The organism is Mesorhizobium sp. WSM4822 (assembly GCF_055811155.1).
Genome location: NZ_JBVVQM010000007.1, coordinates 108384 through 121338, shown reverse-complemented (window position 1 = coordinate 121338; position 12955 = coordinate 108384). Strand labels below are relative to the sequence as shown.

Annotated in this window: 11 protein-coding genes and 1 tRNA gene; 8 read left to right on the top strand and 4 right to left on the bottom strand. The window is 63.4% G+C overall.

Annotation, left to right across the window (positions count from 1 at the left end):
• Nucleotides 1-2 precede the first annotated feature (2 nt).
• Entirely contained in the window at nucleotides 3-1061 is a 1059-nt protein-coding gene (locus AC0L3E_RS17505; RefSeq protein ID WP_473605258.1) for a polysaccharide deacetylase family protein, read from the bottom strand.
• Nucleotides 1062-1152: 91 nt separating this feature from the next.
• On the opposite strand from AC0L3E_RS17505, the gene AC0L3E_RS17500 reads away from it, so the two are divergent.
• Both AC0L3E_RS17500 and AC0L3E_RS17495 read left to right on the top strand, forming a co-directional pair.
• Nucleotides 1153-2376 carry a GNAT family N-acetyltransferase gene (locus AC0L3E_RS17500; protein ID WP_473605256.1) on the top strand — a complete coding sequence of 408 codons (1224 nt, stop codon included), beginning with the start codon at nucleotides 1153-1155 and terminating at the stop codon, nucleotides 2374-2376.
• A 4-nt stretch (nucleotides 2377-2380) separates the two neighbouring features.
• On the top strand, nucleotides 2381-3217 hold the full coding sequence (locus AC0L3E_RS17495; protein ID WP_473605255.1) for a GNAT family N-acetyltransferase: 837 nt from the start codon (nucleotides 2381-2383) through the stop codon (nucleotides 3215-3217).
• Between the two features lie 46 nt (nucleotides 3218-3263).
• On the opposite strand, the gene AC0L3E_RS17490 is transcribed toward AC0L3E_RS17495, so the two are convergent.
• Nucleotides 3264-5528 (bottom strand): GumC family protein, encoded by a 2265-nt coding sequence (locus AC0L3E_RS17490; RefSeq protein WP_473605254.1) that lies wholly within the window; start codon nucleotides 5526-5528, stop codon nucleotides 3264-3266.
• Between the two features lie 260 nt (nucleotides 5529-5788).
• On the opposite strand from AC0L3E_RS17490, the gene AC0L3E_RS17485 reads away from it, so the two are divergent.
• From AC0L3E_RS17485 to AC0L3E_RS17465, 5 genes are all read left to right on the top strand, one after another.
• Nucleotides 5789-6352 carry a polysaccharide biosynthesis/export family protein gene (locus AC0L3E_RS17485; RefSeq protein WP_013532220.1) on the top strand — a complete coding sequence of 188 codons (564 nt, stop codon included), beginning with the start codon at nucleotides 5789-5791 and terminating at the stop codon, nucleotides 6350-6352.
• 10 nt (nucleotides 6353-6362) lie between these two features.
• On the top strand, nucleotides 6363-7493 hold the full coding sequence (locus AC0L3E_RS17480) for a glycosyltransferase family 4 protein (protein WP_127321730.1): 1131 nt from the start codon (nucleotides 6363-6365) through the stop codon (nucleotides 7491-7493).
• Nucleotides 7494-7587: 94 nt separating this feature from the next.
• Entirely contained in the window at nucleotides 7588-9123 is a 1536-nt protein-coding gene (locus AC0L3E_RS17475; RefSeq protein ID WP_127267065.1) for an undecaprenyl-phosphate glucose phosphotransferase, read from the top strand.
• The gene (locus AC0L3E_RS17470) at nucleotides 9120-10454 is read left to right on the top strand and encodes an O-antigen ligase family protein (RefSeq protein ID WP_245472765.1); all 1335 of its coding nucleotides are present in this window, start codon (nucleotides 9120-9122) and stop codon (nucleotides 10452-10454) included. The genes AC0L3E_RS17475 and AC0L3E_RS17470 overlap by 4 nt, the downstream gene beginning before the upstream one ends.
• Nucleotides 10445-10521: transfer RNA gene (locus tag AC0L3E_RS17465), tRNA-Pro, on the top strand. The genes AC0L3E_RS17470 and AC0L3E_RS17465 overlap by 10 nt, the downstream gene beginning before the upstream one ends.
• Nucleotides 10522-10637: 116 nt before the next feature.
• Here AC0L3E_RS17465 and AC0L3E_RS17460 read toward each other — a convergent pair.
• Nucleotides 10638-11099 (bottom strand): YbaK/EbsC family protein, encoded by a 462-nt coding sequence (locus AC0L3E_RS17460; protein ID WP_473605253.1) that lies wholly within the window; start codon nucleotides 11097-11099, stop codon nucleotides 10638-10640.
• Between the two features lie 187 nt (nucleotides 11100-11286).
• A complete protein-coding gene (locus AC0L3E_RS17455; RefSeq protein ID WP_473605252.1) occupies nucleotides 11287-11571 on the bottom strand; it encodes a helix-turn-helix domain-containing protein in 285 nt (94 codons plus the stop codon).
• 284 nt (nucleotides 11572-11855) lie between these two features.
• On the opposite strand from AC0L3E_RS17455, the gene AC0L3E_RS17450 reads away from it, so the two are divergent.
• Nucleotides 11856-12470: a hypothetical protein gene (locus AC0L3E_RS17450; protein WP_127272079.1), complete on the top strand. Its 615-nt coding sequence runs from the start codon at nucleotides 11856-11858 to the stop codon at nucleotides 12468-12470.
• Nucleotides 12471-12955: the final 485 nt, after the last annotated feature.

Here is a 12955-nt window from a genome sequence, read left to right as displayed (position 1 = left end):
CGTCAGATGGTGACGACCATCTTGCCGGCGTTGGCGAGCGGCGTCGTCACGCCCGACAGCATGGTGCGGATGTGGGCGAGGCTCTGGTAGCGGCCGTTGACGGAAATGCGCGGCAAGGCGTGCAGGAACCCGGCATGCTCGGCGCGCAGCACGCCGTGGCGCGTCGTCACGGCGGAGGTATAGCCTGCGTCGCGGGCAAAGCCCACTTCGCGACAGCCCACGGCACTCGCATAGCCGTAGGGGTAAGCGAAATGGCGGGGCATTTCGCCCAGTTCGGCCTGCAACATGGCGCGCACGTCACCTACCTCATGCCGTGCATCGGCCTCGGAGAGCCGCTTCAGGTTGCTGTGGTTGATCGTATGGGCGCCGATCGTCACCAGCGGATGCGCGGCGATGCGACGGATTTCATCCCAGCTCATCAATGTTCGCAGGCGCGGACCGTCGGCGTCGACGCCATTTGCGCGAGCCAGATCGCGCAACACCGCCTGCATGTCCTCCTCGCGTATTTCGGAGGTGAGATAGGCGTGCAGGCGTGCATTGGCCTGCAGCTTCTTCGCGGGGGTCGAGCAATCGATCGTCAGCGGACCATTCGGCCGCGTCAGCGTCAAAGTATCGCGCGCGTTGACGATGTCCTCGACAACGTCCCACCACAGGTCGGCTGTGCCGTTGATCAGCCCGGGTGCGACATAGATGGTGATTGGCGCGCCATGCTTCTCCAGCACCGGCAGCGCCTCTGTCATGTTGTCGCGATAGGCGTCGTCGGCGGTGATCGTGGCAAACTGACCGCCCTTGCCGCCTGCTTTGATGCGCTCAACCGCTTCGTCCATGGAGACGAAGGCATAGCCATGCGCCTTCATGTCCGCGATCATGGCGTCAAGGAAGCCGGGCGCGATATTCAGATGCCGGTTGACGCTGTCCGGCTTTTCCGGCGTCGCGGTAACACGGTGCAGCATCAGGATGGCGCCAATGCCGCCGATGAACGGCTTGGCCAGCGGTGCAAGGCCGGTATAGCGGGCGACGTTCAGCGCCAGTTTCCGGATTGCCTCCCCGCCGTCGATCATTCATTCACCTTTTGCGCCTAGGCTGATCCAAGCACGGAATGCGCCTATGCGAACCCCCAAATCGCGATCAATACGTCCTAAGGATTGAGGTATGGTTGACGCAACCGCGTCATTTGACGGCAATCGGCTTGCGGCCACCGAGGCATCGTCGCGCGCCTTGCCACGGGACCATGCCGGCCTGTCGATTTCAGTGGCGTCCACGGACGGACTCGCGGCCTATGCCGAGTTCTGCCGCTCGGCCCTGTTTGGGCCGGCGCAGAGTGCTGCCTGGGTCCAGAACTGGGCGACCGAGACACGACCGGACCTGCTCGTCGCGACGCTGAGTGCCGAGGGCAAACCGGTTTTCTCGCTGGCGCTGGAGGTTGCCGCGAGGGGGCCGTTCCGGATCGCCCGCTTCATGGGTGGGCGCCACGCCAACGGCAACTTCGTCGCCGCGGACCCGAACTGGCTGGCCAAAGCGGATATACCGGCCCTCCGATCGGTGCTGGCGGCCATCGCCAAGGCACGCCCGGACATCGATCTGGTCGCGCTCGAGCGGTTGCTGCCCGATCTCGACGGCGTCGCCAATCCGCTCGCATCGCTTGAGCATTTTTCCAGCCCCAACCTGTCGCTGGCCGTCGATCTCGCCGGCGGCTTCGATGCGCTGCTTTCCCGCGCCAGCGGCAAACGCAAACGCAAGAAGCACCGGTCGCAGATCCGGAAATTCGAGGCCGTAGGCAGCTATCGGCGCATCGGGGCCCGCACCCCCGACGAGGTGGGCAGGCTGCTCGACGCCTTCTTCGAGATGAAGGAACTCCGCTTCCGCAAGATGGGCATCGCCAATGTTTTTGGCGACGCACAGGTACGCGGCTTCTTCCGCGCGCTGTTCATGCAGGCGCTTGCCGAGGACAAGCCTTCCTTCGTGCTGCACGGGCTCGAGGTTGCCGGCAAGCTGCGCGCCATCACCGGTTCAAGCCGCTCGGGCAAACGCCTGATCTGCGAATTCGGAGCGATCGCCGAGGACGATCTCGGGCATGCCAGCCCCGGCGATTTCCTGTTCTTCGACAACATCCAGGAAGCCAGCGAGACAGGTTTCGGGGTCTATGACTTTTCCGTCGGAGATGAGCCTTACAAGCGGCTGTGGTGCGATATAGAAACGCGGCATTTCGAAGTGCTAGTCCCCTTGACCATGAAGGGCCGCATGCTGGCGCTGACGCTTCGGCAAGGCGCGCGGCTGAAAGCCTTCGTCAAGAACAGCCCGACGATCTGGAAGCTGACCAAGGTGCTGCGCCGCAAAGCCGCCGGCCAGCCAGCGCCCGCGGAAGACGATAGCTGACGCCATGAAGCCGATCATCCGCACACTGTCCCTGCAGGAACTGGCGCTTCTCGTCGACTGGGCGGCCGCGGAAGGCTGGAACCCAGGTCATGAAGACCCGGCGATGTTCCAGGCCGCGGACCCCGAAGGCTTCATCGGCGCCTTTGTCGGCGACGACATGGTCGCGGCAATTTCGGCCGTGGCCTATGGAAGCGAATTCGGTTTCATCGGCCTCTACATCTGCCGGCCTGACATGCGCGGCATGAGCTACGGCAAGGCCGTGTGGGACGCCGGCATGAAAAGGCTCTCGGGCCGGACTGTCGGCCTCGACGGCGTCGCCGAGCAGCAGGCCAATTACCGGCGCAAGGGCTTCGCGCCGGCCTATGAGACCATCCGCTTCACCGGGCGCATGGCAGGCCAGCCGGTCAGGGCCGATGGGTTGCGGATGATTACGACGCAGCTCCTGTCCGGCATCGTCACCTATGACGCCCATTGCTTTCCGGCGCCCCGAGGCACCTTTCTGAAGCGATGGCTGCAGGAGCCGCATCATGGGCTGGCGGCGATCGGTTCGCGCGGCGTGACCGGTTTTGGCGTGGCGCGCCGCTGTCGATCCGGCTTCAAGATCGGCCCGCTGTTTGCCGACGACACGGAGATCGCTTTGCAACTCCTGGAGGGGCTGGCCGGTGCCTGCGAGGGCGGCGAGCTGCACATCGACGTCCCCGCCGATAACGCCGGCTTCATAACTGCGCTCGATGCGGCCGGCTTTGCGCCGACCTTCACCACCACGCGCATGTACAAGGGGCCTGCCCCGGAATTGGACCTGCGAAGGGTGTTCGGCGTAACGACGCTTGAACTGGGATAGATCGGGCGAACCGCAGAACGGCCCCGCCGGCGATCCGGGGCTCCCCTCAGGCAGCGGCAGTGCGCCTTCCCGGCACCGGATTGCCGGGCGGTTCGTGGCCGAGCGGCGTCACCAGCGTGAGGTCGGGGTAGCCGTTCTCGATCAGCTTGACCGCAGCCTGCGTCACCTCATCGTCGGCCTCCAGCATGGAGAGAAAGACCTCGGTGGCATCGCCGGTCAGGCGGCCGATGCCTTGTGCGTCGGCCGGTCCGCACTCGACCACGACCAGGTCGTAGGCTGTCGTCAGCGACTGCATGATGATCGGCAGCCGGTCGGCGGCACGCATGGCACGAACCGGATCGGCGGTTCCGACCGGGATGACGTGACAGTCCGAGTAGAGATCGGCATGGATGACGTCACTGAACTGCGCTTCCGAAGCGAGCAGGTTGGTGATGCCGGGGAAAAGCCCGCTGTCCAGCATCGGCCGCGAGGCGGCCCCCGACGCGGTGAGGTCCAGCAACAGCACGCGCAGCCCGGCGTCGGCGACCTCGCGCGCCACCAGGATCGCGGATGCAGCCGCCTCGTCGCCTTCCGGCGAGACGAATATGGCGCGCGCCGCACCGCTGGAGATCAGCTTTTCGGCAGCCTTCTCGATATCGATCTCGCCCAGGGTGGAACGCGCCGGTTCGGGCTCGACAGCCGTCTGCTCTGTCGCCGTCGTATCGGGCATTGCGACCACATCCGGTGCCTCGGCCATGGCCGGCATCGCGGCGGCATAGGGCTCCGCTTCATCCGCACGTTCAGGCAGCTCCTGGCCAACCAAGGAGTCCTGCAGGACGGCAGGCTCGTGGCGGACAAATGGCTTGGCGACCGGCGCCTGCGCCACCTGGGGCATCGCGACCTCATCGATCCGTTCGAAACGGGAACCGCTCGCCGGCCGCATCGCGCGGCCTGAAAACAGCTCCCGCAGAAGCGTCACTATCGCCATGATCAGCAGCGATGCGGCGAAAGCCGCGCCGACGATCGGCCCGACCTTCGGGAAGTAGGCCTCGGAGGGAACCGAAGCCTTCGAGGCGATCCGCGCGTCGACCGGCAGATAGTTGCGATCCTGGCGCGAAGCGGCTTCGCGGTAGTTGGTCAGGTACAGTTCGAGTTGCTGTCGCTTGGCGGTCGCGTCGCGCTGCAGTGCGTCGAGATCGACCTGTTGTTCGCCGGCCTGCGCCGAAGCGGCTTTCAATGTGTTAACGTCGGCGACAAGCTGGTTCTCGCGGGCCTTTGCCGTCTCGGCCTGCATCAACAGGCCTTTCATGATCTTCTGGGCCTCGCTGCGTATCTGTGCGTCGAGATCGGACAGTTGCGATTTCAGCGCGCGAATGCGCGGATGATTGCCAAGCAGTGTCGTCGACAGATCGGCGATGTTGGAGCGCAATTCGACTTGTCGCTCACGCAAGCGCTGGATCAGGTCCGACGACAGAACCTCCGGCACGGCATCCAGCGAACCGCCATTCTGCAGCGCCCTGCGCACACCGTCGGCGGTCGCTTCGGCCGCGGCGCGGTTAGCGCGCACTTTCGACAGTTCGCTCGACAGTTCCGAAAGCTGCTGGGTGGCCAGCACCGAATTGTTGCCACCCATCAGAAGATCGGACTGGGCGCGATAGGCGGCGACCTTCGCCTCCGCATCCTTGACCTGCCGCTGCAGGTCGGCGATCTCCGGCGCCAGGAAGTCTGCTGCGGCACTGTTCGATTCGAGCTTGGCCGCCCCCTGCCCCGCTATATAGGCGGCGGCGATGGCGTCCGGTACGGCGGCCGCGAGCTTGGGATCTTCCGATGAGAACTCGATGGCAATGATGCGGGTCTTCTCGACGCCGTAGACGTTGAGCTTCCCGTGCATTTTCTTGAGCACGCGCTCTTCCGTCGGAATTTCCATCGGGTCGCTTTTCAGGCCGACCAGGACCAGAGCGCGGCTCAGCGCCGACATGTCGAGCGCTTCATTGAACTCGGGCAGTTTTTCCAGGCCAAGCTTTTGCGAGACCTGCTTGAGGATTTCGTTGGAGGAGATGATCTGGACCTGGGTGGCGACGCCCTGTTCGTCGAGAATAGGCTTGTCGGTGTCATTGTTGTTGCTGGCCGGCCGCGTGTAGATGGATTCGCGCGGCGCGATCTCCACCTGCGTCTCGGCCTTGTAGTGCCGGGTTGCCAGCGAGGCGAAAGCAAAGGCCAGCCCGGTTGCCAACAGGACGACGAGGACTATACGCAGCCAGTTCCTCGCCAGGCTGGCGAAGAGCTGCCTGAGATCGACATCGACATCTGCGGCCGCGGACTGAACGGACATGCATCCCTACTCCGATACTGGGTCAGCACGCACCGTAAACAACTATGGTAACTCAGCCGTTAAGATCGTGGTAAGTTTCCGTTAGGGTTTACTGGCGGGTGACAAACAAAACCGCCAAGAATCACAAAAACTCTTGCCGATGCGCCACGTGTCGGCCGCTCCCTTTACCGGCCATTAACCCTAACAGGATGATAACGGGCCTCGATCCCTGATGTTTGCTGCGACGCCGCAGTGGCCCAGTCGAAGGTACTTGTCCGGTCATGAAAAGCACTGCTTCCCTGTTTCGCGCGCTGCTTGCCGTATCGATGCTGGCTGGCTGTTCCAGCTACCGGCCGACGCCGGCCGCCTTCCATGAGGTGCTCGATCAGCCCTACCGTCTTGGCGCCGGCGACCGCGTCCGCGTGACCGTGTTCGAGCAGGACGGACTGACCAACACCTACAGTGTCGATCAATCCGGCTATCTCTCCTTCCCGCTTGTCGGCGCCATACCGGCGCGCGGCCACACCGCGCAGCAGATGGAAAAGGAGATCGCCGACAAATTGCGGCAAGGCTATCTGCGCGATCCCGACGTTTCGGTCGAGATCGACCGCTACCGGCCGATCTTCGTCATGGGCGAAGTGGGTGCCGCCGGCCAATATTCCTATGTTCCCGGCCTGACGGTGCAGAAGGCGATCGCCATTGCCGGCGGCTTCACGCCGCGCGCCAACCAGGAAAGCGTCGACATCACCCGCGACATCAACGGCAAGGTGATGACCGGCCGCGTGGTCACCTCCGACCCGCTGCTGCCGGGCGATACGGTCTACGTCCGCGAACGTCTGTTCTGACAGACACCACGTGGCGGACAGGCTCAGGATCGTCCATTGCTTTCGCTCACCCGTCGGAGGAATTTTCCGGCATGTGCGCGACCTGGCCGAGGCGCAGGTCGCCGCCGGGCATTCCGTCGGCATCGTCTGCGATTCGACGACAGGCGGCGCGTTCGAGGAACATTTGTTCGAGCAGATGAAGGGCATGCTGGCGCTCGGCATTCATCGCACGCCGATGCAGCGCCATGTCGGTCCCGGCGACCTTGCCTCGGCTTGGCGCACATACAGGATCATCAAGGAATTGCGGCCGGACGTACTGCACGGGCACGGCGCCAAGGGTGGCGCCTATGCCCGTCTGTTCGGCTCATTGTTGCGGGTATCAAGGTCTCGCGTAGCCCGCCTTTATTCGCCGCATGGCGGCTCGCTCCACTATGACGAGAGCACGGTCATCGGAAAGCTGTTCTTCGCGCTCGAGCGCTTCATGGCTCGTTTCACCGACTATCTGCTGTTTGTCTCGGACTATGAGCGGCGGACCTATCGCCACAAGGTCGGCGAGCCGCCCATTCCCAACACCCTCGTCTATAACGGCCTGCGCGCCACTGAATTCGAGCCGGTGATCACCGAGCCGGACGCAGCCGACCTGCTTTATATCGGCATGATGCGCGATCTGAAGGGACCGGATATCTTCATCGACGCATTGGCCCTCGCCGGCCCACAGTTCGGCCGCGCACTGACCGCGGTGATGGTCGGCGACGGCGACGACCTTGCGCGTTACCACGGGCAAGTGAAACGCCTCGGGCTCGAGCGCCATGTCCGCTTCCTGCCGCCGATGCCGGCCAGGGAGGCCTTTGCCCTTGCCGCGCTTATCATCGTTCCCTCGCGCGCCGAAGCCATGCCCTATATCGTCTTGGAAACGCTTGCCGCGGGAAAGCCGATGATCGCAACCGCGGTCGGCGGCATCCCGGAGATATTCGACACCGGTTCCCCTGCCCTGATCCGACCTGACCCGATCGAGCTCGCCGACAGGATGAGCCAGGCGCTGGCCGACCCGGTCGCCTATCGCGACCTGATGCCCGATAACGCCAACCTCAAGGCACGCTTCGGCGCCGATGTGATGGCCGCCGACATCGAGAAGGCCTATTTCGCCGCGCTCGACAGGTAGGCACAGGGCCAAGCCGTTCCAAAGCCATACGTTGTTTCAAGGGTTTCTTAGCTCTCTTTTGCTATGACGGTGGGGAAGTTTGCGGAAAGCCCTCATGAACGAGATCGACCCCGCGCGCCGCTTTTCAGCAGAGGCGGTGCGTAAATTCGACGGCCCGGCCGATGGCGACACGCCAAGCGGCATGAACGATGTCGCCCGCCAGGTCGCCTCGCAATACCGACGCGATACGATGTCGCCGATCATGGTCAGCGGTGTCCTGCGCATGGTCGAATTCGGCTTGCTGTTCCTGTCGGGACTCGCCGTCTATTTCCACTATGTCGGATTCTTCAACTATCTCGCCTGGCAATATCCGGTGACGATCGCAGCCGGCTCATTCCTTGCCGTGGTGCTGCTCGACGTCACCGACTGCTACCAGATCGTCGCCCTGATGCGGCCCATCGCCAATTTCGGCCGCGTGCTGCTGGTTTGGGCCGGCACTTTCGCCCTGATGGCGCTGACGGCATTCGTCATGAAGATGTCGCAGGACTATTCGCGCCTATTGTTCGGCAGTTGGTTCGTCATCGGCTTCGTTCTCATCTTCGGCCTCAGGCTGGTGATGTCGAAGCTGATCCGGGCCTGGGCGCGCGATGGCCGCATGGAGCGGCGCGCCGTCATCGTCGGCGGCGGCAAGGCGGCGGAAATCCTGATCCGCTCGGTCGAAAAGCAGCCCTACAACGATATCCGCATCTGCGGCATCTTCGACGATCGCGGCGACAAGCGCTCGCCGCCCATCGTCGCCGGCTACCCCAAGCTCGGCACCATTTCGGAACTGATCGAGTTCGCCCGCATCGCCCGCATCGACATGCTGATCGTATCGCTGCCGCTGACCGCCGAATCGCGTGTTCTGCAGCTGCTGAAGAAGCTGTGGGTGCTGCCGGTCGACATCCGGCTTTCGGCGCATTCCAACGCGCTGCAATTTCGCCCGCGCGCCTATTCCTACATCGGCGCGGTGCCGATGCTCGACATCTTCGACAAGCCGATCAACGACTGGGATTCGGTCGCCAAACGCGCCTTCGACATCGTCTTCAGCCTGATCGGCATCGTCGTGTTCTCGCCAGTCATGCTGGCGACCGCCATCGCCATCAAGCTCGACAGCAAGGGGCCGGTGCTGTTTCATCAGAAGCGGCACGGCTTCAACAACGAGATCATTGAGGTCTACAAGTTCCGTTCGATGTATACGGACAAGGCCGACCCGACCGCCAAGCAGACGGTGACCAAGAACGATCCTCGCGTCACCCGCGTCGGCCGCTTCATCCGCAAGACCTCGATCGACGAGCTGCCGCAGTTCTTCAACTCGCTGCTCGGTTCGCTGTCGCTGGTCGGCCCGCGTCCGCATGCCATCGCCGCGCAGTCGCACAACCTGCTCTACAACGAGGTTGTCGACGGCTATTTCGCCCGCCACAAGGTCAAGCCCGGCGTCACCGGCTGGGCGCAGATCAATGGCTGGCGCGGCGAGATGGACACCAACGAGAAGATCCGCATGCGGACCGAGTATGATCTCTACTACATCGAGAACTGGTCGCTGCTGTTCGATTTGCGGATCCTGTTCCTGACGCCGCTCCGGCTGCTCAATACGGAAAACGCCTATTGAGTGCGATCAGCCATGATCTGCCGCGCGCGGCGGTCAACGCCAAGCTGGTCGCGCTGATTTCGTCGGGCGCGGTCTTCCTCGGCATTCTGCTGTCGGGCTTCGTCATCAGCGAGCCGGCGCCCTATGAGCTCTACATGGCCGGGCTGATCGCCATCTGGGCGCTTTTCGGCTTGAGGATTTCCCGCGCGGCCACGCCCTTATTGGTGCTGCTGGTGACGATGAACATCGGCGGCATGATCTCCATGACGCAGATGGCGGACCTCGCCAACACGCCGCTCTATCTCGCCGTGTCGCTGTTTCTCGCCTTCAGCGCGGTGTTCTTCGCATCGATCACCGCCGTACAGCCCAGCCTCTACCGATTGATCTTCATTGCCTATGTGGTCTCGGCCGTGGCCACCTCGCTGCTTGGCATTGCAGGCTATTTCCATGCCTTTCCGGGCGCGGAGATGTTCACCAAATACGATCGCGCCGCCGGCGCCTTCCAGGACCCGAACGTGTTCGGCCCGTTCCTGGTGCTGCCCGGCATCTATCTACTCTATCTGCTTTTGACCGGACCGGCGACACGCATGCCGCTGCTGGCGGTGCCGCTGCTGATCATCACCGCCGGCATCTTCTTCTCCTTCTCACGCGGCGCCTGGGGCATGTTCACCGTCTCGGCCGTCCTGCTCACCGGCTGCCTGTTCCTGCAGAGCGCCAGCGGCAAGTTCCGGCTGCGTGTGGTGGTGATGACGATAGCCGCACTGGCGCTGCTGGTCGTCGCCATGATCGTCATCCTGCAGCTGCCCGGCGTGTCGGAGATGTTCTCCAACCGTGCCCAGCTCGAACAGAGCTACGACACCGCCCGCCTCGGCCGCTTTGCCCGCTACGGCATCGGCTTCCAGATGGCGATGGAGCATCCATTCGGCATCGGCCCGCTGGTCTTCGGCACGATCTTCGGTGAAGACACCCACGACATCTGGCTGAAGATGCTGATGGATTATGGCTGGCTCGGCTTCGTGTCGTTCCTGGCGCTCGTCTTGTGGACGATAGCAGCCGGCTTCCGCATCCTGCTGCGCGACCGGCCGTGGCAGCCCTATCTCCTGTGTGCCTATGTCGCCTTCATCGGCAATATCGGGCTCGGCACCTTCATCGACATCGACCACTGGCGCCACGTCTATCTGCTGCTCGGCCTGATCTGGGGCGCCATCGCGCTGGAATACCGCCATCAACTGCTGTTGCGGCCTGCCTTGCAGCGCTCATCCGCACCCACAATCGCAGCGGGACAAAAGTCGCGGAATTCGGTTGACCCGCACGGGGTTATCACGATACATCGCGACCGGTCCGGAGTGTAGCGCAGCCCGGTAGCGCACTTGACTGGGGGTCAAGGGGTCGTCGGTTCGAATCCGGCCACTCCGACCAATTGAAAGCAGGACTTTCCCCCGAAGTCCGCCCCTCCAGATGCCCCGGTCAACCCGGCCAAATCTCGGATCGGGGCACCATGTCCTGTGCGCTTGAGCTCCGGCTTGGTGCTAATGCTACCTCTGGCACACATCCACCCACTCAGCGCCGGTAAGCTCAACCATCCGCTGCGGCGCGATCCGCACCGCCGCATTGGTGGCGCCTGCCGCAGGCACCACCTCTTCAAACTCGCGCAGCGATACGTCGCAATAGACCGGCAGCGGCGCCGGCAGGCCGAACGGGCAGACGCCGCCGACCGGGTGGCTGGTCGCTTCGACAACCTCGGCGGCATCGAGCATGCGCGGCTTGCCGCCGAACTGGTCCTTGAATTTGCGGTTGTCCAGTCTGGCGATGCCGCTGGTCACCACCAGCATGGTGCGGTCGCCGACGCGCAGGCAGATCGTCTTGGCGATCTGGGCCGGCAGCACGCCATGCGCCTCGGCCGCCAACATCACCGTCGCCGAGCTCGCTTCCGTGACAACGACGTCGATATCGGGCGCGTGGGTGGTGAAGAAGGCACGAACGGATTCCAGGCTCATATCGAAAACCCATGGCTCAAAAAGCTTGATGGACGGCAGATTGCGGTTCGGCAGCCGGGGGCCGCCGCGCGTATAAGCACGTGCGGCATACAAATCGGCAAGCCCCAGGCTGAAGCAGACGCTGCGGCAGGTACAAAGAAACCCGCCAAGGAGCCTTGGCGGGTTCTCTGGAATCCGTGGTGCGGATCTAAGCCAGCGATCGACCTTGCGCCGCCGGCGTCGGCGCAGCCGGGGTGATCAGAGCCTCCTGGGGAAGGTGAAGCGCGGACACAATACGACGCAGCTTCGACGGGTCGGTCACTCTGCCGCTTTCGATATCCTCAATCTCGTTCACCGCCAGGCCGCATGTCAGGGAGAGCTCTTCCACGCTGTAACCGCGGGTCTCCCGCATCGCTCTGAGGGTGTTGTAATCTGGCCCGCTCCCGTTGGTTGCCGGTTCGGAGAGGGGTTCGCTTTTCGCATTATGGGGCATTGGCAACTCCATGACTGAAAGAGTTTGATCAAATGAGGAGTGTTGCCTGAGACGGTCGGGAAGATGCCCTCTCGCCGGCGATTTGCCAAGAGCCAAAAGGGCCGTCACGGGATCGTGAACCAGGTGCCTGGCGCGGCCCTCTCGCGCACACGTCGCGATCAAGTTGTTTTGAAGGTCCGATCAGCCTTTTGCCGGCAGTTTCGCCGCGCTCGTTCGTTATCTCCGGATCGCTGGCGTGAAACCATCCGGTTCCAGCCGGCTCGTTCCCGGAAGGATTTTTTGCAATGAACCTGAAGACAGTCATGGTCGTGCTCGGCACGATTTCCAGCCTTTCCGTCGCCGGCGCGGGCGCCGCCCAGGCCGCAGACGCGCTGCGTGTGCGCGGCACGGTGGTCAGTTTCGAGCCCACGCTGCTCACCGTGAAAACGCGCCAGGGCGATACCGATGCGATCAAGCTCAAGGCTGGCTGGAAGATCTCGGGCGTCGCCAACGCCTCGGCAAAGGACATCAAGCAGGGCGATTTCCTCGGCATTGCCTCTGTTTCGAAAGCGGATGGCGGCAGCGGCGCCCTGGAGGTGGTGGTCTTTCCGGCCGCGCTGAAAGGCACTGGCGAGGGCGACCGTCCCTGGGACCTGCAGCCAAACAGCCGGATGACCAACGGCACCGTCGCCGACGTTACCGATATAAGCGGGCGATCCGTCACCCTGACCTATGACAATGGCCAGACCAAGAAGATCTCGATCCCCGACACCACGCCCGTCGTGACCTTCGCGCCGGCGACGCCTACCGACCTCAAGCCGGGTGCGACGGTCTTCGTCACCGCTGAGCGGGGCAGCGACGGCGCGCTGAGCGCCAGCCGCGTCGTGGTCGGAACCAACGGCGTCGTGCCACCGATGTAGTCGAACAGGCGGCCCAATGGCCGTCTCTCTCGATCTTGCCGTGCATGGTGGCGGGAGGCTGGATTGGGCAGAAACAGTCCAGAAACAAAATTCTACAATCGGGAAATACTGACGAAAAAATTCAGGCGCGTAATTCCATTCGCGGCGGCCGGGCTATCGCCCCGATCCATATGCGCCCGCGAAACAAAAGGAAACCATCCATGAAGAAGTCCCTCCTCTCGGCCCTCGGGCTTGCAGTTGCATTGGCTTTCACGGTGCCCGTCATCGGCGCGACGAGCGCAGATGCGGCCCCGATGGCCAAGCATCATCGTCACCACCATCATCACCGCCACCATGTCCGCCACCACCATCATCACCGCCACCACCACCATGTGATCGGAAACAAGGCCTAAGCACCGCAGACTGCCACCGAGAAGACCGGCCTTGGCTTCCTGTCCAAGGCCGGCTACTCCGCCCCGCGAGGCTCGATCGCGGACTGGATCGAC

Bases quoted from the DNA above. Each gene is read 5' to 3' on its own strand.
- AC0L3E_RS17505 (WP_473605258.1), bottom strand. From the start codon at position 1,061: ATGATCGACGGCGGGGAGGCAATCCGGAAACTGGCGCTGAACGTCGCC.
- AC0L3E_RS17500 (WP_473605256.1), top strand. From the start codon at position 1,153: ATGGTTGACGCAACCGCGTCATTTGACGGCAATCGGCTTGCGGCCACC.
- AC0L3E_RS17495 (WP_473605255.1), top strand. From the start codon at position 2,381: ATGAAGCCGATCATCCGCACACTGTCCCTGCAGGAACTGGCGCTTCTC.
- AC0L3E_RS17490 (WP_473605254.1), bottom strand. From the start codon at position 5,528: ATGTCCGTTCAGTCCGCGGCCGCAGATGTCGATGTCGATCTCAGGCAG.
- AC0L3E_RS17485 (WP_013532220.1), top strand. From the start codon at position 5,789: ATGAAAAGCACTGCTTCCCTGTTTCGCGCGCTGCTTGCCGTATCGATG.
- AC0L3E_RS17475 (WP_127267065.1), top strand. From the start codon at position 7,588: ATGAACGAGATCGACCCCGCGCGCCGCTTTTCAGCAGAGGCGGTGCGT.
- AC0L3E_RS17460 (WP_473605253.1), bottom strand. From the start codon at position 11,099: ATGAGCCTGGAATCCGTTCGTGCCTTCTTCACCACCCACGCGCCCGAT.
- AC0L3E_RS17455 (WP_473605252.1), bottom strand. From the start codon at position 11,571: ATGCCCCATAATGCGAAAAGCGAACCCCTCTCCGAACCGGCAACCAAC.
- AC0L3E_RS17450 (WP_127272079.1), top strand. From the start codon at position 11,856: ATGAACCTGAAGACAGTCATGGTCGTGCTCGGCACGATTTCCAGCCTT.